Here is a 22625-nt window from a genome sequence, read left to right on the forward strand (position 1 = left end):
ACAGTATATTTGAATGAGTCACTTATTTCATAAGATTAATTGGAAGAACATATAGAAAACATACTATATTCAGAAGTTGCCAGACAACCAATCCCTTTTGAGATTCTTTCTTTTAAAGAACTTTATGACCGCTTTCAAGATCATACCGTAGACTTATTTGCTTCACATAGAATTAAATTTAATGCATTGATGATCATAACTAATGGAAGAAGTGTTCACTTTGCGGATTTTAAAGAGCATATTTTATCTCCCGGAGTATTGATACCATTGGTAAAAGATCAAGTTCATTTCTTTAAGAAAGAACTCTTGGTTGAAGGATATATCATCTCATTTGATGAATCCTTTATGACCGAAAATATAAGTGAAAAAAACCTCTTTCATTTTCTTCATTTATATCACACCTCTAATTTACTTATTGGCCAGGAGAATGTTTCTTACCTTCTTCCTTTTATCGATTTATTGTTACAAGTGCAGAAAAGCACAAATAATAATCTTAAATCGGATTTTGTTAGAACTATTTTTGTTTCATTACTTATACAGATTAAAAGGCTAACAGTATATCAACATGAGACTTTTGAAAGTAAGCGATTTAAAGACTTTATTCAATTTAAAGTATTAATAAGCAAGCATTATCAAGAAAACCATAATGCAAAGGAATACGCTATGCATATGGGGGTATCTTATAAGTATCTTAATGACATTTGCAAAGAATTAGGAAACAAAACAGCAAAAGCTTTTATCGACAATTGGTTACTGCTCGAAATAAAACGTAATCTTTCTGAGAAAAAATATACTACTCAAGAAATAGCATTTAGAATGGGTTTTCGTGAACCATCTAATTTTATTCGTTTCTTCAAAAAATTTACAGGCACTACACCAAATAGATTCGAAAAACAAATCTAAAATTATATTTGCGGTTATAGATTGACTATTTTAAAACTAAGATAGGTTACGCTTGACCCTTATTTGTGGGTTAGTTTTGCGTCATCAAAAAAAAAGAGATGACATTAAAACAACAATTGACACAAATAAGCGATACTGGTTTTGAGAAAATACCTAAAGCAATTGCACGGGTTCTATTGGATGGTATCGAAGAGATAAAATCTAGTAAACTCAAGCAAAAAGGCCTTAAAGAAGGGGATATTGTTCCAAACCTTAAGCTCTTAGATAATAATAACAATTTAAGAAGTCTTAGTGAGTTTATGCATCATGATTTTTTGATTCTAAATTTTTATCGTGGTGGTTGGTGCCCATATTGTAATTTAGAATTAAGAGCGTATCAAAATTTAAGACAAGATTTCATATCTGCTGGAGCGGATATTATAGCTATTAGTCCAGAAAATCCTGAAATTGCATTAGAAACTTCTACTAAAAATTCTATATCCTTTCCCGTGTTAAGTGACATTAATGCTACTATGATGAAGGCGATGGGAATCGCATTTACATTAAATGATGCGTTAAAAAAAGAATATGTCAACTTTGGTATTGACCTAACTACCAGACACAATAATTACAATTTCGAGCTTCCGGTACCAGCAATTTATGTAATAAACAAAGATTTTGAAATTGTATTTAGATACTTCGAAGAAAACCATATGACAAGATTAGAACCCAAAGAATTAATAGAGTTTATAAAAAATAATAGAAACAAATAAAAGAACAAAATGAACGAGAATAAACATACAATTGCAGTAAAAGAAACTATAGAAAACTTAATCAAAGCAGGAACAAGCTTTGATGTAGATCAACTAGAGGTGATTTATCATAAAGATCTTCAGGTTATTATGATCGATGAACAAGGAGAACTAATGATGGCAGATAAAAATGCATTTAAAAGCCTATTTCAAACAAAACGTGATAATAATGAAGATCCCCTAAATACTTGGGCTCAATTTAATCATATTGAAGCTAATGAAACATCTGCTCATTGTTTGATTACAAGAAAAGTTAAACTTACAGAAGAAGAACGAAAATTGGTACTTAGTATTGATCTTATTTGGCAAGATGATCGTTGGCAAGTGACACGAGAAGTGATTTTTTCGCAGGCAATTGACTAAAAATAGAATAATAAGATTTGAATTAAATATAGAATATAATGAAAACGAACAAAATAATATATTGGATTGCTACAGGGTTAATGACTCTAGTATTTTCTTTCTCTGCAGGGATGTATTTGTTTAATTATGAAAGGGCTTCTGGTTTTTTTGAAAACCTTGGGTTTCCTACATGGTTAATTTATCCTTTGGCTATTGCAAAGATTTTAGGATTAATAGCTATTCTAAGTAGAAAAGTTACGCTTTTAAAAGAATGGGCTTATGCAGGTTTCTTTTTTGATGCTGTTTTGGCATTTTTTGCTCATCAAATGATTGGAGACGGGGAGTGGATGCCTTCAATAATTGCAATCGTTACTATACTAATTTCTAGAATTTATGAACGTAAAGTTTTTGTAAACAGAGCAAAAACTAACTAGGTTTTTTATCCTCATCTATTTAAAAACTTAAGTAGATGAGGATATAAATTACATTTAAACTAATAAATTAACTAATTATTCATAAGATCCTTTAATTCAATTATTTGCATTGAACTACTTTGAGACATTAGACTTTCGAGAACTGCTATGTGACCAGCCCCCATGAGAACCATTATCCGTTGATCTTTTGGTTCGGTATATTTTTGAATTGATCCATAAATATAGATATTTCTTTTCACCCATTCTGCTGTAAGAAAAGAACCTACATTTTCATTTATACCCCCTCCTTTATTTGCACCACTTAGATACCAATCAAAATTAGATTTACGTTGTTGTTTATCATTAAGGAAATAGAGTATTTCTTGTAATGATTTCTTTTCAGAAATAAATGTATTAAATGTTTTTTCATATTGTTCGATATCTTCATTAAAAGCTGTAATAAGTTTTGTTTGCCCTGCCTTTTTCATTGTTTTTATCAAACTATCATAAGGAAACGACGTATTTCTATGGTCAACTCCGTATACTTTTTGATGTCCCAACATTTTGGCTGTCCTAAAACCTAATTGATATATTTCATTTCGCCTTCTGTCACCCCAATTTGTTGTCTTGTACAAATTGTATAAAGAATCTAGTTTAGGTTGATAATTAATTGTTCTTTCCACGAAAATTTTATCTGGATTGAAAGCTTTGATTTTACTAACTATTAGCTCTAAATCATTTTGGTACTGTTTAGATAGTATATCTACTTCATTGGTTTGTACCACGTCTAGACCTTCACTTTGATAATTGTTCCAATGGCTTGAACCAATAAGCAATACTTGTAGCTTATCTTTATTTGATTCTTGAAGAATATCTGATTTTTCTTCGATTTTATTGGGGTGACAAGAAACTAATAGTAAAGTGATGTAGAAGAATAAGTATTTCATAATATATAGTATTGTTTACCTCAAAACTACTTGGTAAATAGACAGACTATATACTTTTAATACCAACGATATAACGTACTTTATAAAAGGTGACGTAAACAAAACGAATATTTATGTTGTGTGTCATTATGGTTTTGTCATGTATAGTAATATGTTTGTCCTTAAAACCTATTCAATTCATTTTTTAAAAATAACTTAGCTATATGAAATTAAAAAAAGAATGGTTATATCATATAGCAATTGCTTTGGTGCTTTTGTTAATGGGGTATTTTGAAGATTTTGTATTAGGAGGAAAAGAACGCCTTTTAAAAAACTTTGAACCAATATATTTAGCTTTAAATGTTACTTTTTATATATCTTCAATAGTAATCTATTTTCTTAATTTTAGAATTACTTGTCCTAAATATCTAAAAAAGGAGAGCATTCTCCAATTTGGGATAGCTCTTTTAGTACTGATATTACTTTTTGCCGGAGTACGATACTTTCTTCAAGAAATTGTTTTATTTCAATTTACAGGAATGCATAATTATTATGAAGATTCTCGAAAATTAAGTTATTATGTTTTTGATAATTCATATTATGCAATATCAACTATTCTTTATAGTACATTAATATATTTGACTATTAAGTTTATCGAAGAAAAGGATCATAGCAGGGCTGAACTTGATTTATTAAAATCGCAAATAAGCCCTCACTTTTTATTTAATACATTAAATGCCTTTTATGTAGAATTGATAGAAGATAAACCTAATACAGCCAAAGATATCCACAGATTATCAGAACTCTTACGTTATGTTACCTATGAATCTCAACAAGATTTTGTTTCCTTAGAAAATGAAATTATATTTTTAAAAGATTATATTCACTTTTTTGAGAAACGTTATGAGGATGAATTGTCTGTTAGCTTTAGTTTAAAAGGGGAGGTTACAGGTCAACAAATACCTTCGCTGATTTTAATACATTTTGTAGAAAACCTTTTTAAACATGGTGTTATAAATGATAAAGAAGCTCCAGCGCAAATTGAAATTAATATCACGAAAAAAAGCCTAGAATTGACCACAAAAAATAAAATGACATCTTCGGATAAACATATGGAATCGGGAATTGGCACTAAAAATATTCAAAAAAGACTAACGACATTATTCAACGGTAATTACAGCTTGAACTATACTACGAATCATCCATATTTTAGTACATATCTTAAAATTCCTTTATGATTGAAAAAATTAAATGTATTATAGTAGATGATGAACCACCTGCAATTAGGCTTTTAGAAAAACATATAGCTAAAGTTTCCTTTTTGGAATTGATCACTACAACTACAAATTCTTTAGCCGTCTTAGAAATTTTGGAAAAGCAAAATGTTGATCTGTTGTTTCTAGACATTCAAATGCCAAATTTAACAGGCATTCAATTATCAAAAATTATAGATTCTAAAATCAAAATAATATTTACTACAGCTTACCCCCAATTTGCTTTAGAAAGCTATGATTTAAATGCAATAGACTACGTATTAAAACCTTTTGATTTTGAACGGTTTTATAAAGCTGTGTCAAAATTGAAACCTCATACGGAGGTTAAACATACAGAATCCTCCGCAACAAATTATGTATTTATAAAAACAGATGGTAAAAACAATCTTGAAAAAGTATATGTAGATGATATTTTATATATAGAAGGTTTAAAAAATTATGTAGCAATTCACTTAACAAATAAGCAAATAATTACATATAATACCTTAAAACATATATATGAAACGTTACCCAATCACAAATTTATTCAAATTCACAAGTCATATGTAGTTTCTATAGCGCATATCGATAAAACAAGTTCTACTACTGTGCAGATATATGGAAACGAGTTACCCTTGGGAAACACCTATAAAACTGATTTTTTTAAGAAAATTGATAAGAATATATTATAGTGATAACTAGTTACAGCATTTAGCTTCTATAACTAGTCATCACTTAATTGTTTAAGATTTTGATAATTTGATAGAATCTAATTTGGCTTTGGATAAGTTATAAGCTCTGTCTAAATCCTTGCTGTTTTTAAAGATTTCTCCATACTCACGAACTTTTTCTACATATTGCATAGCTTTTTTGAATTGTTTATTTCGGTAATAAATAAAACTTTCAAACTCTGCAAAATAGATGTCGTTTTGAGGTTTTGCTCCATATTTTTTAGCCTTTTCTATATATTCGATAGCTTTACGATAGTTTTTCTTACGATAATAAACTGCTGCCATAAACTCATATCCTTTAGGTAGGTGAGGAATAAACTCTGTACTTTTTCGATAACATTCTAAAGCTTTATCATATTCTTTATTATAATAATATGCCATACCTAATGACCATATTGCGGCAGGACTTTTTGGATATAAATCCACTACTTTCTGAAAATACTTTTGTGCTTTTTTATAATCGTCTTCAACTAATAGAGAATATTCTGCTTGTAATATATATTGTTCTGATTTCAATGTTGATTTTTTCGATAATAAATACGCTTTGGTAACCATATTTTTGTATTCTGTAGTATCAGTTACATAAAATGATTTCATCAAAATACCACTGGGATAATTGGGATCTAATTCTATTATTCTTTCTGCTTTTTTTTCGAATTCTTTTTTATCTCCATAGAAAAAGAAATTTGCTTCTAAATCATTAAAAAGTTGATGTACTTCCGGAACTTTTGAATCTACAGCTAAGGTAAACCCATGTGTATTTAAATTTTCGGGAGCATACTTTTGCACAAATTCATCTTCTAATTGACGTTCTGTTTTTTGAGATTGACAAGAAAAGAAACCTAGTAAAAGACTTAAAGTAACTAAATGTAGTATACGGCTCATATTAATATGTTTTAACTATTTTGAAAGCCAAATTATAAAGGAAACAAAAGTCATTTCTTAAAAGTAGAAAATGCATGTATAAACAATGATAGAAGGCAGAAATGTATATAAGAATACTGTTTATATACTAATACTCGCTATTTATAGTTAAGTATGCGATAAAAGTGCAAAAACTTTTGCAGCATAACTAGATCCAATAGGGATTTCGATATTATCTATTTCAATATCTTTTTGAGTATAGGCAGTAATCTTATCAATTGCTATAATATATGACCTGTGTATTCGAACAAAATGTTCTTCAGGAAGTTGGGGTTCTATTTTGCCGATATTACTCTTTACAACTATTTTTTGATGAGTTGTATGAATCTTTATATAGTCTTTTAAACTCTCTATATAGAGAACATCATTATACCATATCTTAATATGCTTCTTATTTACATTTACAAAGAAAAAGGCATCATTTGATGTCAATTCAACCGGATTTGTAGAAACACCAGGTGTTCGTTCGTAGTAACGGTCTACTGCTTTTATAAATCTGTCAAATGATATCGGTTTTAATAAATAATCTACAATATCCAGGTCATATCCTTCTAACGCATATTCTCTATAGGCAGTAGTAATTATAACTTTTGGCGGTGATTTAAGTGTTTTTAAAAAATCAATCCCTTTTAAAACGGGCATTTCAATATCCAAAAAAACCAAATCAACTCTCTTTTTTTTAAGAATCTCGAAAGCTTCAATAGCACTATGACAGCTTCCTACTACTTCTAGATCATTTAGCATTTCTATATGATTTTTAAGCAAACTAATTGCTGGAGATTCATCATCAATAAGTAAACATCTAACCATATTATTCTGTATTTAATTTTAATTTTAAATTAAAAAAAGTATTTGTCTCTTCTGTCTCAAACTCATGTTTATTAGTATACAACAAGTCCAGTTGCCTTTTAATGTTTGTGAGTCCAATACCGTTTTTATAATCATCTGTTTTATTACTATCTAATACAGTTGTTTTAGTATTCCAAACCTTAAATTGAATATGAGAAGCCGTTTGTAAAATAGAAATTCTAATTTCTGGTTTAATTATGTTGCCACTAACACCATGTTTAAATGCATTTTCAACAATAGATAACAGTAAGAGGGGTGCAATTTTTTGTTGATCATTTAAAATTTCCTTTTTAAAACTTACTGTTAATCTTTTTTCATACTTAATACGTTCTAGAGCAATATAATTTTCTATTGTATTGATTTCTTCTAGTAAAGGCACAGTATCTCGTTGACTTTTATATAAGATATAATCTAAAATCTCTGATAGTTGCAATACCATATCAGGTGCTTTTGGAGATTTGGTTATTACATAAGAATATAAGTTGTTTAATGTGTTGAACAAAAAGTGAGGATTTAATTGTGCTTTTAAGTATTTGAGTTCTGTAGATATTTTTTCACTCTCTAACAGAAACATTTTTTCTTTTTCAAATTCCCTTTCCTTATTCGTTTTATAGAAATACATAATTAGCGCAGGAAAATGAAAGGATAACATGTAAAATGGGAAATCTTCTAAACTAATTAAAGGATAAGGTCCATCTTCACAATATTTATCCAAATAATAATACCCTATGATACGATAGATAATAGTCAACACTATGATCATAAAAAACATAGACAAACCAAAAACTAGATATTTTTTTTGTTTTAGATAAAATGGAATTTGCCAATAATTAAAGGTATATGCAGCAATCATTAATAACGGAAGTCTAAACAAGGTAGTTTCTACAGATTGGCCAAATAATTCTGGACTCATAGAAGAGAATATATAAAATAGTAAAACCCCAATCCAAAAAAGAATATGTCCAAATGTTTTTTTATGAAAGCTCATGCATGAAATATAATAATTTTAATTTCACTTTAGTAAATAAAACACTGTACAGTGCATAAGTGTATATGGAATAAAAGAAACCGTATAAAAAACAAAAAAATGATGGTAAACGTTTTATACATATCCGGTTACTTGTGTTTCTTATATTTTTTAAGATATAAGTAGTTTTACCAATTAAGTTTATCGTGATTAACTATTCAAAAAACGAAATAACATGAGAATTAGGAATACATTGATAATTATACTTATAGCTAGCCTTACTGTAAATTGTGCTTCTGTTAATAGGTTAAAAGAAAAACCTATTGGTCTTATTAATAATGTCTCTTATATAGATACTAAGTTTAATAATCCTAATGCATCTAATGGCTTTTTAGTACAACATAATAATAAGGAATATGCCATTACAGCAAAGCATGTTCTAATGATATCTAAAACTGATAATATGAAATTCGTTGATTTTGAGGGTGAGTTAGAAGAATGGAAAATGCATCCAAAAAACGATAGTTCATCCTATGTTTTAACAGATAAGCTGTTAAATACAAACAAAAAAGATTCACTTACATGGAGTTATATGGATACCAATTGGGATACCTATAATGATTGGTTAGTATTTTCGATCAAAAAAAACACAACAAATCATAAACCCTTAAAATTTAGAAAAAAACCGCTCAAGAAAGATGAACCTTTATACGTAGTAGGTTGGTCATATGCCGATACCATTGGGAAACAAAGATTTTATGAGTATACATTTTTAAATACTGAGGGTGATTATCATAACCTTGTTCAAGTTAAAGGGCCAGAAAGTTTAGGAGGACTAAGCGGGTCCCCGATAATTGACAAGAGGGGATATGTTGTTGGCTTAGTCACTTCTGGTGGAGAAGATGAAGAAACAAAAAATATTATGCTGCAAGCTACAAGTTTGGATAATGCTTTTCAATTTATTTCTAAATTACATTAACTTTTGGGATAACTATTAGTACCTTTCTTCGGTTGTGAAAAAGGTAGATATAATGCATACTGTTAAGTTTTTGATTTGGTTTTGTTTATTTTCAATAGTTGTTGGTGCACAAGAAGAAAATCCGGCCAAGCAATTTTGGAATACATTACAAACTCATTGTGGTAAAGCATATGAAGGAACTTTGATATTCCCTAAAGAAGATAAAGCTTTCGGTGGCAAAAAATTAGTGATGCATCTACGTGCTTGTAATGAAACAGAAATTAAAATTCCTTTTTACGTAGGAGATGATAAATCCAGAACTTGGATATTAACGTATCAAAATGATCGTATTTCTTTAAAACATGATCATAGACACGAAGATGGAAAAGAAGATAAAATCAATTTTTATGGAGGGATTTCTACCAATATAGGAAAAGCCAATGTTCAATTTTTTCCTGCAGATAGTAAGACACAATCTATGATCCCTGATGCAGCTACTAATATTTGGTGGATAACTATTAATGAAGATGTTTTTACATATAACCTTAGAAGATTAGGTACAGAACGTGTTTTTAAAATAGCTATGGATTTGCAGAATCCTATTACTATACCTGAGGCACCATGGGGCTGGAAAGATTAGTTTTACTCGATAATCGAGATTTAAATGCTCCGAGGCTTGCCTCGAAATCAAAATTATTTTCAAACCGATGCCTCGCGGGCTTGCCCCGAGGTAGTTTACTAAAAAGAAAAGAGATTGCCCATAAGGACAATCTCTTTTTTTGTATTTATTTTTTTGAAACTAATTCTTAATTGATACAATTCCCAGTATAGTTAGAAGCCACGCCAACGTGACTACTTACCAAATTAGTAAAAGTTCCGTTTCCGTTTGATCTTGCTATATAAATAACTTGGCTTCCTGGTCTTATAAAACAGATATCATCATCACCATCATTATCATAATCCATAGCGACAACTTTATCTATAGTGCTTTTCATATCAAATCCAGCTAAACCACCATGACTGGCTACAATATTAGTAAAAGTTCCATTTCCATTAGATCTGGCTATATATACAACTTGGCTACCAGGTCTATAAAAACATAAATCATCTTTACCATCTCCATTATAATCTAATGCAACAACTTTATCTAAACGACTTTTCATATCAAAACCAGCCAGACCGCCATGACTAGCTACGACATTAGTAAAAGTTCCATTTCCGTTTGATCTTCCTATATATACTACCTGACTACCAGGTCTGTAAAAACATAAATCATCTTTACCGTCTCCATTATAATCTAAGGCAACAACTTGATCTAAGCCACTTTTCATATCAAAACCAGCTAAACCTCCATGACTTGCAACTACATTAGTAAAAGTTCCATTTCCATTTGATCTTCCGATATATACTACCTGACTTCCGGGTCTAATAAAACATAAATCATCTTTACCATCTCCATTATAATCTAAAGAAACCACTTTATCTATGTTACTTTTCATATCAAAACCAGCTAAACCACCATGACTAGCAACAATATTAGTATAGCTTCCGTTTCCATTAGATCTAGCTATATATACCACCTGGTTTCCAGGTCTGTATAAACATAGATCATCATCCTGATCACCATCATAATCTAGAGCTACAATTCGATCTTTACCACTTTTTAAGTCAAAACCAGCAATTCCTGCATTAGAATTAGAAATAAAATCAAAACCATTGCCTTGCACATCGTAAAAATTAATTCGTTGGGCTGATGGAGCATAGACTGTAAATCCTTCTTGTCCATCACCATTATGATCAACAGGTGTTATTTGATCAATAGCTCCACTTAGATTGTATTGTTGTCTATTCATTGCAGTTGAAGGATACAACGCTCTTGCAGCAATAATGTCTCCATTAGAAAAAGGCTTTACAGTTGTAGTACTTGTCGAAGCGCTTGCCCACATTACAGAACTAAAATCCCCTGATGCACCTGTAGCTGTTCCGGGTATATGAGTTGTTGTAACCACATTTCGACTTAATCTAGTGTGTCCGAAACCAATAGCATGTCCGATTTCATGAACCAATACATTTGTCATTGCCTCATCTGTAGTATTTGAGGCATTAAAAGTTTGAAAGTTAATTCGTATTCTTTTACCAGCTCTACCATTTTCTGGACGTCTTGCATCTGCAATTACACTAGTAGGATTTGAAAAGCTTCCAGGATTAGCAAGTACTACATTGGTTTTAGGGATAAAAGGAGAATTTGAATTAATGAATGATATACGAACATTTAAACATAAGTTAGCATCGTTCCAGATATTAACGGCTCTTACTAATGCTGCACGCCATTGTGGTTGAGATTGTGGTATACCGTTATAAAATAAAATATTTGCAGCATTTCCATAATTCATACGATATGGATCAAAGTACGCCAATTGTTTTTCATTGCTTTTTTGTTCAGACATTTGCAGTTCTAAATATGCTCTGCTATAAACCATATCACCGGCTAAAATATCTTCCTTAGTAATTAAAATGTCATCGTTTTCAGAGGCTAATCCGTTTTTGAATAGATACTCTTTAATTAAAAGGTCGTTTTCATCAGCTGTAGTAGAATTTGTCGTACGTAACTCTTCTAAAGAATCATCTTTACTACATGAATAAATGATAAAGGTTATCATTAAAAGTTTGATTGTTAATTTGATAATTTTCATTTTACTTATATTTAATTGGTTGTAGATTATAAGTTGTAAAACTAAGTATCAATTAAATTTTAAAGTGAATGTTATCGTTATTAATTAAATAATATTTCTGTCTTTTCAGTTAAGCTGTTTTTATAGTTTTTTTTGGAGCTCTAAAAAAATTAGATAATGCACTAATAGGTAAGTATTTCTAACTATTTCTTGTACATATACGGTATCCGAACATATGATTTCCAAGTTGTTTTAGTTTTCAGACTAGTTTAGATTCAGATTAATAATAAAAACAATATAATATGTTTCAAAAATTTTCAAAATTGGGGTCGGTTTTAAACAAAACAGAACAAAAAATGATAAATGGAGGGCTTCGTCCTAATTCTGACAACTTGGTATGTCATAAATCAGATAGATTTCCCCCAAATGCATGCCCTACGGGGTATTTTTATTCTACAACATGGAATGCTTGTTGTCACCATGTCACAGTGGGCCTATCAGACCCTATAGCGTTATAGAGTTTTACATAGATCATAAAGCATATGCCACTCTTCGGAGTGGTTTTTTTGTTTTAATACTCAAATGTTGACAGTTCAGTTGTGATTAACGACGATTCAACATAAAGTGATTTCATTTTCTGTCTATATATATCATATTTGAGTCATCAATAATCAAAAAACGAGCTAATAAATATTTCTAATATGACTCCAACACAAGTTTTTTCAATGGTAGGAATGATTGCAATGCCTATGTGGGTTTTAATGATTTTTTTACCAAAGTGGAAAGTAACACGGTTTTTAATTGATTATAAAGTGATCCCACTTTTTTTGTCAGTGATTTATGCTATTTACATTTTTCAAGCAATACTAATAGGAGGGTGGATGGATTTTGGCAGTTTAACATCTGTAATGGCTCTGTTCACAGAAGAAAACGCAGTATTGGCAGGCTGGGTGCATTATTTAGCGTTTGACCTTATCGTTGGGATGTGGATGTTAGATCAAAATAAAAAAGTAGGAATACACCAGTTGCTAATGGCACCATGTCTTTTTGGAACATTCATGTTCGGCCCAGTAGGCTTTCTATTATTTATCATTCTAAAAACATTAAAACAAAAAAAACATGAATAGTATCAAAAAAGTATTCAGTATTGTACGGCAAGAAAGCCCGATTTTATATAGTATAGTATTATTTCATTTTATTGCCGCTATTGGGTGTCTATTAGGCCTTTTAATAGATGATAGAACCTTAATGGGAATAAACGTCTGGGTCAAACCTTTAAAATTTTCTATTTCCGGAGGGATTTATATTTTAACAGTGGGGTATCTAATGACTATTTATCCCTATTCTTCACGAAAGAAAAATATAATCAATAACCTTGTCTCATGGACATTATTATTAGAAATAGGAATTATTTTATATCAAGCAGCTAGGGGAGTTAAATCTCACTACAACCAATCTACACTATTTGATGGGTTGTTATTTGCTGCAATGGGGTTATTAATTGCTGTGAATGTACTTATTATGGTATTATTTATTATAGATTCTGCCAGGTTAAAAGTTAAAATTCCTACATCAATACGAGTTGCTTTATTCATGGGATGGTCTGTAGTTCTTTTTGGAAGTTGGGTAGGAGGGCAAATGATAAGTCAGATGGCCCATAATGTTGGGGTTGCAGATGGGGGAACGGGGTTACCATTAGTAAATTGGAGCACGATCGCCGGTGATCTTAGGATTGCTCACTTCTTTGGATTGCATGGCATACAAATAATTCCGTTATTCGCATTATGGTTATCTCGTAAATGGAAAACTAAAGATAGAAATCAGATTATGGCTGTTACTGTTTTTGGCTTATGCTATGCAGGATGGATCGCTTTTACATTCCTTCAGGCAAAACAAGGTATGCCACTTATCAAATTATAACTAAGATATAATGATATTCAATAAGGAAAAACGCATAAAATATTTAGGTTTTGATGACTTTTGGTTTTTTGTCATAGGCGTTTTTGTACTTAGCTATATAACGGATTATCTTTTTAATAATTCTTTTTTTCGCTTTCCATTTATAGAAGCGCTTATTAACTGGAGTGTTTCCTTATTTTTTACTATTTGTGATTGGTTTATTATTAGAGCTATTATAATTCTTTTGCGAAAAAAATACCCAAATTTTGATGATGATATTAAGCGACTTATCTTATTATTTGTTGCTATTGTAAGTACCGTAATACTAGTTGATATTATAGGTAATAGTATATTATCTTCTATTTTTAGTAAAAACTATAAATCAATAAGTTCGTCGATAGTGCTATTACCTATTATCATTATTAGTACAATGACCATGGCGATATATGAGGCTATTTATTATAATATACGCCTTAAGAAATCAATTAGAGAAGAAGAACAAGCAAAACAAGTGATTGTGCAAGCGCAATTAGATACACTTAGAAATCAGGCACAGCCTCATTTCTTATTTAATACATTAAATACGTTGCGTGATATCATAGATCAAAACTCTAAAGAAGATGCTAAACAATTTGTAGATAAACTATCTGATGTGTATCGATTCATCCTAGAGTCTGGAAATGCTAATCTAACTCTGGTAAAAGATGAATTGAAGTTTGCGAAAGCCTATATTCATATACAATCCGAAAGATTTGGAGACAACCTACAACTAAACTGGAATATTCCAGATAATAAATTAGATAAGATGATTGTACCGATGAGTCTTCAGCTCTTATTAGAAAATGCAATAAAACATAACATTATTTCTAAGGCCAAACCACTAGTTATACATGTAGAAGTAATCGATGATCACTTGGTAGTTAGTAATAAAATTCAGTCAAAATCTACTCAATTACCTTCAACAAAAGTAGGTTTAAAAAACATTGAAAAAAGGTATAAATTAATCTCTAGTATCCCTATTAAAGTTAAAAATGATGGTACTAGATTTGAGGTTTCTCTTCCATTATTAAATTCATCAGACAAAAAGAATCATTATGCTCGTATTAATAATTGAAGATGAGCCTAGAGCGGCAAATCAACTACAGAGTATTTTAAAAGCTTGTAATTTCGAATATCAACTTTTGGATATTATTGATACTGTTGAGGATACTGTATCGTGGTTTCAAAAAAATACTGCACCGGATCTAATATTTATGGATATTCAGTTGGCAGATGGGTTAAGTTTTGAAGTATTTCAAAAAATAGAGATAGAAGCACCTATTATTTTTACAACCGCCTTTGATCAGTATGCAATTCAGGCTTTTAAGGTTAATAGTGTTGATTACTTACTAAAGCCTATTAAGCAAGAAGAGTTGGCGTTGGCACTACATAAATTTAATAAGTCAAACAGTAATAATATTGTCAATCCTGATGTTTTAAAACAACTTCTTAACAGTATGAATACTACACCTAAACGAGAAGGAATTTTGGTTAAAGAGGGTAGTGGATTTATTCAACTTAAGATTTCAGATTTACTATATGTTTATTCAGAAGAAAGTATGACTTTCGGTATTACCAAAGAAAAAAGATACATAATTGATGAGACCATTGATCAACTCTATACTTCATTAGATACAGCGCAATTTTATAAAATAAATCGTGGACAAATTATTGCTAAAACAGCAATACTGAAAATTGAACCTTATTTTAACCATAGAGTAAAACTTTCTATTTTAAACCCTCGTGATCAGGAATTTATTGTTAGTAGGCCAAAGACAAGTGAATTTAAGGTATGGATGAATACATAAATGATGTAACTATCTTAAGTAGGCTTCTTTTTAATGATCCAAATGCTTCATTATCAATTTTAGTTTGACTTTTTATACTATGCTCTTATTGTCTATATCTTTAGTTGTCTTCTATAGTATTCACTTACGTTATCTTTGTAAAACAAAACACAAACAAGTTATCAAAAAATAAAATCAAAAAAGACGTATGAGTAATCAATTGACTATTATAGCTAAAATTTGGGCTAAAACAGAAAAAAGAGAACTAGTAAAAACTGAATTATTAAAACTAATAGATATTACCAAAGCAGAAAAAGGGTGTATTAACTATGATTTACATCAAGATAATGAGAATGAAAATTTGTTTTTGTTTTATGAAAATTGGGAGAGTCGTGAATTATGGCAAGAGCATATGAATAATAAACATTTAGCAGAGTATATGAAAGCTACTGATGGTGCTGTAGAGGAATTTTCACTTCACGAAATGACCGCAATAGGGTAGTTTTAAGATGGACTCTAAGTAAAATCTTTAAAAAGTAATGCAAGCAAGAGTACATTTTGTTGTGCTCTTGCCTGCATTAGATTATTAGTTAATGTAGTCCAAAGGATTTACTCTTTTTCCTTTATATTTTACTTCATAATGTAAATGCGGTCCTGTAGAAAGTCCAGTGTTTCCAACATAACCTATAATATCTCCTTTTTTAACTGATTGTTCTTTCTTGATGTTGAATCCTTGTAAATGTGCATACCATGTTTCATGGTCATCTGCATGAGAAATTATTATAAGGTTTCCCCAATCACCCTCAAGAGATGCTTTTGAAATAATACCATCTGCAGTTGCAATAACAGGAGTACCAGGAGTAGCTCTAATATCAATACCCCCGTGAGCAACACCTTTATTAATTTTTGGGTGCTTTCGTTTTACTCCAAAATGCGATGTGATATTTTCTTTTGTTCCATTTTGAACAGGGAATAGAGAGGGAGGTAAAGTTTCGTCTTCTAAGATGTCACACGCATCTAAAACATTTAAAATAGTTACAAACTCTATATCATTACTATTTTTATTCGAAATATTAGGTTTGGTAAATGCAGAAATTAAAAATATGCACATGAGTAAAAGTATACTGTACTTAAGTTTTGCTAGGTTGTTGGACTTTGGTTTTGTCATCATGATTACTCTTTGTTTTAGAATGGGTTGTTTAAAATAATTATATAAATTGTTGGGTTTCTGAACTTCCAGAGTTTGCATTAATAATTGCATATAATCAGAAGTTTTTACTCCTTTTTGTAATACACCTTTATCTGCTTGAAATTCGTGTACAGATTTTAAAGACTTTCGATATAAATAGCTCAATGGGTTAAACCAAAAAAATGCAATGTAAATTTCGGTTATTATGACGTCTATAGAATGTTTTAATTTAATATGCATCCTTTCATGTGCTAACACATATTCATCATAAGTTTTAATTTTTTGCTTAGGAATAAATATAGAATCGAAATAAGAAAAAATATTTGCTACATCTGCTATCACTAGTTTATAACCATTTTCTTTTTTTGTAAAAGACCTTCGCTTTAAAAGAAATAGATTTTTAGCCGTTAAGAAAAATCTAAGTAAATAGATAGCGACAACAATTAAATAGATCGTAATGAGTATACCTAAGTAATTAAATGAAGAGTTTATATCATTAGTTTTTATATCCTGTATATCAACAATATCTGTATTTATCATTGCTACCTGATCAAATAGAGGAACTTCGATAATCACATCTGAAAAACTAGAAGGAAATATACCTTTTGTTAATGGAATTAATAGAGAAATAGGCAACAGTAATAACAGTATAATCCTATTTAAATGATGAAAAGTTAGTTGCTTTAAAAATAACACAAACAATATATACAATACAGAAAATATAAAAGCTGTTTGTATAATATATAAGAATAAGTTAGTCATCTTTAGATTTTAATTGTTCTATCTTATCTTCTAACAACATTTTCATGTTTTCAAGTTCGGTTAGATCCAAATCTTCGTTATTAGCAAAAAATAATGCAAACTTACTTGTTGAGCCATTAAAGAAGTTCCCGATTACTTCTTTCATATGTCTTTTAAAGTAGTTATCTTTTGAAATAGTAGCATAATACTCACGTATTTTTCCGTAGGTGGTAAATTCCAAAAATTCTTTTTTAACAAGAACTCTTACCACTGTAGAGATAGTTGTATATGCAGGACGCGGCTCAGGAAATTGGTCCACAATATCTTTTAAGAAAGCCTTTTCAAGTTTCCAGACGTATTGCATTACTTGTTCTTCTGCTTTTGTTAATTCATTCATAGGTAAAATGTATGACTGTTTTTAGTTATGACTACAAATATAGTTGTATAACTATAAATATAGTCATAAACTAATGTTAATACTTACCTAAACATTTAACTATTATCAATTAGTTTTTGACTGTTTATTTAAGAAATACCCCGAAATGGGTATGTTTTTCATAGTTTGATTTATCGATTTTTGACAAATATTACTGCCCTAGAATCATTATTAGCAGATAGAAATAGACATGTAAATACAATATTAATTCGTCAGAACAATGCCTATACAAATTATGTTAATTTAAAAATCATTCTCATGAAACTGAAAAAAACAATTTCTTTAATAATTGTATTACAAAAAAAAGAGTTGAGTAAATTAACTTTCTGTAGTTTACTAACACTAATATCATTTAATGGATATAATCAAGAATACGTAGATATAAGTTTTGACACAATATCTAATTCTTTTAGAAAACAAAAAACAGATCAAATCAAGTCAATCAGTTTTAGAACAGATATTAAGGAACTTAAGAATCAAGAGGATTATAAACTTATAATTCAAGTTGATAATGACGAAACAACATTATCTTCAAAAGATTATGAAATTTATTATAAACCAACTTTGGCATCTAAATTAAAAGAAAAAGAAAAAATATTTATTAAAATAAAGAAAGATACGTTGTCTGATAGAACAAGAACAATTAAACTAAACATAAGGTTGTTCAAAGGAGATTCAATAGCAAAAATACCGAATATAGGTGATTTTGAGTCTATTTTAATCAATATAAAGCCAATAAGAATTGTTAATGGTTATGAATATTTGGGATATATAGGCACTAATTTTGATTTAGTCGAAGGTATACAGGCAAAGGATCTGTTTTTTGCGGCTAATATTTTTAAAAGCCCAGAACAAACACTAAAGAAAAAAGTTGGATTTTATCTCAGCCTTTATGGTAATAGAGCATTAAGTCAAATTGACTCTTCGGGTATATTGAAAAGAGTTGTTGCTGTAGAAGCTGTTAGTGATACATCTTATCAAGTGATTAATGAAACAAGAAGCATTAGACGTACTCGTTTTTCTGATAACCTAGGAGCTTATATTAGTCCATTATGGAAAATTACCTCTAAAAAATCACCTAATAGTACCCTTAATTTATATTACTCACCATCTCTTGAGTTTATTTATAGAAGAACAAAAACAAGTATTAGTGACTTTGGATCTCCAAAATTAGATACTATACCAAAAATAGGAGATATAAATGAAGAAACAGCTCGTCCACAAAATTTACCATCACCACGAAACGATACTTTTAATGAATATTCATTTAATTTAGGAGTGTTAGGGATTTTTTTAGCATTAGAAAATAAACAGATTAGCGTTCGTGTACATGGTTCTGTTGGTTATGCTTCAAATTATTTTATAGACTTTGAAAAGAGTAATTCAAATTCTTCAATATTGGTTCAACAAAGTGATTTATTTTTTTCCGGTAGGGCATGGATTACCGAGCCTAAGTCTGGTGTAACTTTACAAGCTGAAGTGACTAATAGTGCTTTTAATCCTAGGCCCTTCTTTGTTGCTACTCTATCAAAAGCGTTTGATTTTGAGAAAATTGGTACAATTTTCACTCCATTATCTTCAAGATAGTTAATAGTTTGAGTAAATAAGGATTAAACAATTCAAATAATTTGTTTTTTTAAAGTGTAATTACCGCTTTTAGAATTACTTATTTATTCTCATTTATAGATAGTTAGGTAATTTTTATTATATTAGTTATGCTTTTCGTACTCAAGTAAATAATCCCATTTTTTGTATTTATATTTTTTAGATTAAGTAGTTATGCTACTCGTAATCTAGTTTTTTGTTGAAAAAAAATATCTTTTTAATGGGCTATCAACTACTTGAATTAAGAAAATTTCTTTCTAGGATAGAAAGAGATATTAATACTGAAACACCTATTCCGTTTACTTGGTTAATTGGCGCTGGTTTTAGTCAAAGCGCAGGAATTCCTTTGGCTAAAGAAGTTAGTCATATTATAGTTCTTTATGAATATATAGGAGATGTTAGAGCGGATGATTTTGAGGACGAATTAATTGGATTTGGATATGATCAGAAACAATTGAAATCATATCTAGATTGGTATTACGAATTAAAAAAAACTAACAACAAAAGGTATAACGAATTAATCGATCAAGCATATTCTTGGTTAAAGACAACAGAAAATTTTGAAAATATTGATAGAGAAAGTCCAAATTGCTATCAAAAACTATTTACTCATTTATTAAGGTATAAAAATGATCATCATTATTTTTTGACAAGTATTATACAACGTGTAAGGGGTATTAATGTAGCTCATATAGGATTAGCCGGTTTACTTAAAGATTACCCAAAATGGGGAGATACCGTATATACAACTAATTTTGATGATTTACTTCTGACCTCAATTCTTTCTCTAAACCATACTGCTAGAATTTTTGGAGAAGTAGAGTCTAGTGAACAACCTTCGCAGTCACCTTCTTATCCACAAATAGTCCACCTTCATGGTCGACATACTGGCTATAATTTATTGAATACTAAAGAGGAAGTTGAAAAATGGTATAATCAAGAATTAAAAAAAGCTTTCGAAAAACATATTTCTGATTCTAGCTTAATAGTTATTGGATATTCTGGATGGGATGATATGATAATGCAAACGTTAAAGGAATGGAACGATAGTAATCCAAATTTAATAAGAGGAAACTTATATTGGATTCCTTACTTAGGAGAACAAAATATAGATAAAAAAGCAATTAAGTTTCTAAATAATTGTCCTAAGTTAAAAACGTTCGTAATAGTCAATTCGGATCCAGACCTACAACTTAATGCAGACTCCTTTATTCTATCATTATGTAATTCGATAAATAAGAAAAATGGACGTTTTGCGAAGTACAGATCAGATTTATTGAATACAGCCAAAGAACAACATAAATTTATTATGTATCAATTGGTTGATTATCCCGATCACAATCCGCAAACGGCTTATGATTTAGCACTAAAAGCAGAAGAAAGAATTTCTAAAGCGGAACTTAGTAAATCTATCTCCTTATTAGAAGAAGCATATGAAATTATAATCCAACCTGATATTTCCTCTGAATTGAAAGCCAAAGTTGGTAAAAAATTAGGGCTTTCCTATTATAAGTTAGATAGACTTAAAGAATCCAAAAAACTACTTGAATTTGCATTGTCTCATTTCACACAGTTACCACAAAAAAATGAAGAAATACAATTTGATATAGCAGAAACAAAAAGAATTTTGGCTGAAATTCTAATTAGCAAAGATGAATTTAATGAAGCTTTAGAACATATTAAGAATTCTATGTTCTTATCAATAACAGCTAGTTTTGAACATACATTTTTAAAATGGAAAAGAAATCACTTATTGTGTAATCTAACGAAATGTTTTATATATCTATTAAAGGGGCGCTATGAACATGCAGAGAGTCTATTAAATCAAGTAGACAAAGAGATAGAAATAGTAATGGATGAACCTAAAATACTAGGAAAAATATGTCAAATAAAATCGTGTTATTTTTTAGTAACAGACCGAATAAGTAAAGCTAAGCATTTTCTCAATGAGTCAGATTCTCATTTTTCGAACATAGAAGATTCGGTAAATAAATTCTTAAATAATATTTATCATGCAGAGATATTTGTAAAAGAAAACAATTTAAAAAAAGTCAATGAAAAAATTAATTGTATTGTTTTACCAAACAAAGATGAAATAGCAAAGGGAATATTATTAAATAATCAAGCATATATAGAAATGCTAGAGAACAATGATAATAGATTTTTAATTGAAAAATTACTTAAAGAATCTACTAACCTATTATCGAAAAATGAAAGTAATTATAATTTGATAAATGTCTTAACAGACTGTTATGTTTTTTATAGAAACAACAATGATGATTTTAACTTTCAACATATCAAAGAACAAATAAAATTAACAAATTGTAAACCCCATCAATACTTTAAAGCTATGAAAACCATTGAAAAAAAAGAGAAATGAAAATAAACAAAATAATTCCAAGTATTTATACTCCAGAAATTCGTTCACTGTTTACAATACCACGTATATATAGATTTCGATCTTATGATGAAGCAATAAGCAAGCTTATGTTCTTTAAAAACAAATTCGAAACAAGTAATCCAAATACTATTTTTTATAATATAGAAAATGAATTGATCCTTTGGGTTAGAGATTATAATATTGAAAATCTTAAAGAACAAGGATATTATGGTAATTATATAAAATTAGGAGTAAAAAAACTTAAATTAGGAAAATTTTATTATTACGATATTTATCATGAAAATGTTGAAATCCCAATTGAAAATCATCCCCGAAAAAACCTAAGTACCGGTAAACATCCTAATTGGCATCATAGAGTTCTCAAAAGAATAACTAAAGAATTTGAGTATGAAAGTGAAAAAGATGCAGAAATTGATTTATTGAAATTGTTTAATGATCATCCCGATAGTGGTAATTTTTTTAGTTCTGGTAGATTACGAATTTTTGTATATAAGTCTGATTATAAACCAAAAAAAATTAAAAGTTTCTTATTTGATATTGAACATAAAAGTAATGGGAAATACCAAATAATCTTTCGCGAAAACAACTATAAAAAAATTAGTGCTCATAAAATATATAATTACGGGTTCAAAATAATATGAAATTAGAAGTAAACTTATTTCATTTTCATATTGTATAATGCAACAAATCAGTTATAGACGATTCTAGTAAAGGTATAATTATTTCATTAATATAATTAACATTAAGTTATAGTTACCATTTTTATAAGCGTCAATTTATTACTCGCAAAATTGTAAAT

The 22625-nt window shown here is 29.4% G+C and carries 24 protein-coding genes; 17 read left to right on the forward strand and 7 right to left on the reverse strand.

All coding sequences use genetic code 11. The features are described from left to right. Positions 1-39 precede the first annotated feature (39 nt). The 4 genes from AWE51_RS04435 (at position 40) to AWE51_RS04450 (ending at position 2470) form a co-directional block, all read left to right on the forward strand. Positions 40-903 (forward strand): helix-turn-helix domain-containing protein, encoded by an 864-nt coding sequence (locus tag AWE51_RS04435; RefSeq protein ID WP_066310028.1) that lies wholly within the window; start codon positions 40-42, stop codon positions 901-903. Positions 904-1001: 98 nt separating this feature from the next. After that, positions 1002-1655, forward strand: coding sequence for a peroxiredoxin-like family protein (locus tag AWE51_RS04440; RefSeq protein WP_066310030.1), 654 nt, complete (start codon positions 1002-1004; stop codon positions 1653-1655). A 9-nt stretch (positions 1656-1664) separates the two neighbouring features. Then, complete coding sequence (locus AWE51_RS04445; protein ID WP_066310032.1) at positions 1665-2057, forward strand: hypothetical protein; 393 nt, start codon at positions 1665-1667, stop codon at positions 2055-2057. Between the two features lie 38 nt (positions 2058-2095). After that, a complete protein-coding gene (locus AWE51_RS04450; RefSeq protein ID WP_066310034.1) occupies positions 2096-2470 on the forward strand; it encodes a DoxX family protein in 375 nt (124 codons plus the stop codon). A gap of 71 nt (positions 2471-2541) precedes the next feature. Here AWE51_RS04450 and AWE51_RS04455 read toward each other — a convergent pair whose 3' ends face one another. Further along, positions 2542-3396, reverse strand: coding sequence for a DUF5694 domain-containing protein (locus tag AWE51_RS04455; RefSeq protein ID WP_066310036.1), 855 nt, complete (start codon positions 3394-3396; stop codon positions 2542-2544). A 203-nt stretch (positions 3397-3599) separates the two neighbouring features. On the opposite strand from AWE51_RS04455, the gene AWE51_RS04460 reads away from it, so the two are divergent. Then, complete coding sequence (locus tag AWE51_RS04460) at positions 3600-4613, forward strand: sensor histidine kinase (protein ID WP_066310038.1); 1014 nt, start codon at positions 3600-3602, stop codon at positions 4611-4613. After that, complete coding sequence (locus AWE51_RS04465) at positions 4610-5320, forward strand: LytR/AlgR family response regulator transcription factor (RefSeq protein ID WP_066310040.1); 711 nt, start codon at positions 4610-4612, stop codon at positions 5318-5320. The genes AWE51_RS04460 and AWE51_RS04465 overlap by 4 nt, the downstream gene beginning before the upstream one ends. Positions 5321-5371: 51 nt before the next feature. Here the strand turns inward: AWE51_RS04465 and AWE51_RS04470 are convergent, their stop codons facing one another. From AWE51_RS04470 to AWE51_RS04480, 3 genes are all read right to left on the reverse strand, one after another. Next, on the reverse strand, positions 5372-6244 hold the full coding sequence (locus AWE51_RS04470) for a tetratricopeptide repeat protein (RefSeq protein WP_066310042.1): 873 nt from the start codon (positions 6242-6244) through the stop codon (positions 5372-5374). Between the two features lie 147 nt (positions 6245-6391). Continuing rightward, complete coding sequence (locus AWE51_RS04475; protein WP_066310044.1) at positions 6392-7093, reverse strand: LytR/AlgR family response regulator transcription factor; 702 nt, start codon at positions 7091-7093, stop codon at positions 6392-6394. A gap of 1 nt (position 7094) precedes the next feature. Then, positions 7095-8120, reverse strand: coding sequence for a sensor histidine kinase (locus tag AWE51_RS04480; RefSeq protein WP_066310047.1), 1026 nt, complete (start codon positions 8118-8120; stop codon positions 7095-7097). Positions 8121-8334: 214 nt separating this feature from the next. On the opposite strand from AWE51_RS04480, the gene AWE51_RS04485 reads away from it, so the two are divergent. Together AWE51_RS04485 and AWE51_RS04490 are read left to right on the forward strand one after the other, a co-directional pair. After that, entirely contained in the window at positions 8335-9078 is a 744-nt protein-coding gene (locus AWE51_RS04485) for a trypsin-like peptidase domain-containing protein (protein WP_066310050.1), read from the forward strand. Between the two features lie 52 nt (positions 9079-9130). Next, complete coding sequence (locus AWE51_RS04490) at positions 9131-9697, forward strand: hypothetical protein (protein WP_066310051.1); 567 nt, start codon at positions 9131-9133, stop codon at positions 9695-9697. A gap of 166 nt (positions 9698-9863) precedes the next feature. Here the strand turns inward: AWE51_RS04490 and AWE51_RS04495 are convergent, their stop codons facing one another. Then, positions 9864-11750, reverse strand: coding sequence for a M57 family metalloprotease (locus AWE51_RS04495; RefSeq protein ID WP_066310055.1), 1887 nt, complete (start codon positions 11748-11750; stop codon positions 9864-9866). Between the two features lie 281 nt (positions 11751-12031). On the opposite strand from AWE51_RS04495, the gene AWE51_RS04500 reads away from it, so the two are divergent. From AWE51_RS04500 to AWE51_RS04525, 6 genes are all read left to right on the forward strand, one after another. After that, entirely contained in the window at positions 12032-12247 is a 216-nt protein-coding gene (locus AWE51_RS04500) for a hypothetical protein (protein ID WP_066310057.1), read from the forward strand. Positions 12248-12430: 183 nt separating this feature from the next. Then, the gene (locus tag AWE51_RS04505; protein WP_066310059.1) at positions 12431-12856 is read left to right on the forward strand and encodes an ABA4-like family protein; all 426 of its coding nucleotides are present in this window, start codon (positions 12431-12433) and stop codon (positions 12854-12856) included. Next, positions 12849-13649 (forward strand): hypothetical protein, encoded by an 801-nt coding sequence (locus AWE51_RS04510; RefSeq protein ID WP_066310062.1) that lies wholly within the window; start codon positions 12849-12851, stop codon positions 13647-13649. The genes AWE51_RS04505 and AWE51_RS04510 overlap by 8 nt, the downstream gene beginning before the upstream one ends. Before the next feature lie 10 nt (positions 13650-13659). Beyond that, on the forward strand, positions 13660-14742 hold the full coding sequence (locus AWE51_RS04515) for a sensor histidine kinase (protein WP_232517338.1): 1083 nt from the start codon (positions 13660-13662) through the stop codon (positions 14740-14742). Further along, complete coding sequence (locus tag AWE51_RS04520) at positions 14723-15475, forward strand: LytR/AlgR family response regulator transcription factor (RefSeq protein WP_066310067.1); 753 nt, start codon at positions 14723-14725, stop codon at positions 15473-15475. Before AWE51_RS04515 ends, AWE51_RS04520 begins: the two co-directional genes overlap by 20 nt. A 187-nt stretch (positions 15476-15662) precedes the next feature. Next, positions 15663-15956 (forward strand): putative quinol monooxygenase, encoded by a 294-nt coding sequence (locus tag AWE51_RS04525; protein ID WP_066310069.1) that lies wholly within the window; start codon positions 15663-15665, stop codon positions 15954-15956. 84 nt (positions 15957-16040) lie between these two features. Here AWE51_RS04525 and AWE51_RS04530 read toward each other — a convergent pair whose 3' ends face one another. Together AWE51_RS04530 and AWE51_RS04535 are read right to left on the reverse strand one after the other, a co-directional pair. Further along, a complete protein-coding gene (locus tag AWE51_RS04530) occupies positions 16041-17405 on the reverse strand; it encodes a M23/M56 family metallopeptidase (RefSeq protein ID WP_066310071.1) in 1365 nt (454 codons plus the stop codon). Then, positions 17398-17781 carry a BlaI/MecI/CopY family transcriptional regulator gene (locus tag AWE51_RS04535; protein WP_066310073.1) on the reverse strand — a complete coding sequence of 128 codons (384 nt, stop codon included), beginning with the start codon at positions 17779-17781 and terminating at the stop codon, positions 17398-17400. The genes AWE51_RS04530 and AWE51_RS04535 overlap by 8 nt, the downstream gene beginning before the upstream one ends. 297 nt (positions 17782-18078) lie before the next feature. Here AWE51_RS04535 and AWE51_RS04540 point away from each other — a divergent pair, with 297 nt between their 5' ends. From AWE51_RS04540 to AWE51_RS04550, 3 genes are all read left to right on the forward strand, one after another. Next, on the forward strand, positions 18079-19407 hold the full coding sequence (locus AWE51_RS04540; protein ID WP_066310074.1) for a hypothetical protein: 1329 nt from the start codon (positions 18079-18081) through the stop codon (positions 19405-19407). A gap of 238 nt (positions 19408-19645) precedes the next feature. Then, positions 19646-21805 carry an SIR2 family protein gene (locus AWE51_RS04545; RefSeq protein ID WP_066310077.1) on the forward strand — a complete coding sequence of 720 codons (2160 nt, stop codon included), beginning with the start codon at positions 19646-19648 and terminating at the stop codon, positions 21803-21805. After that, complete coding sequence (locus AWE51_RS04550; protein WP_066310080.1) at positions 21802-22467, forward strand: hypothetical protein; 666 nt, start codon at positions 21802-21804, stop codon at positions 22465-22467. Before AWE51_RS04545 ends, AWE51_RS04550 begins: the two co-directional genes overlap by 4 nt. The last annotated feature ends 158 nt before the right edge of the window (positions 22468-22625 follow it).

The organism is Aquimarina aggregata (genome assembly GCF_001632745.1).
Lineage (GTDB): Bacteria > Bacteroidota > Bacteroidia > Flavobacteriales > Flavobacteriaceae > Aquimarina > Aquimarina aggregata.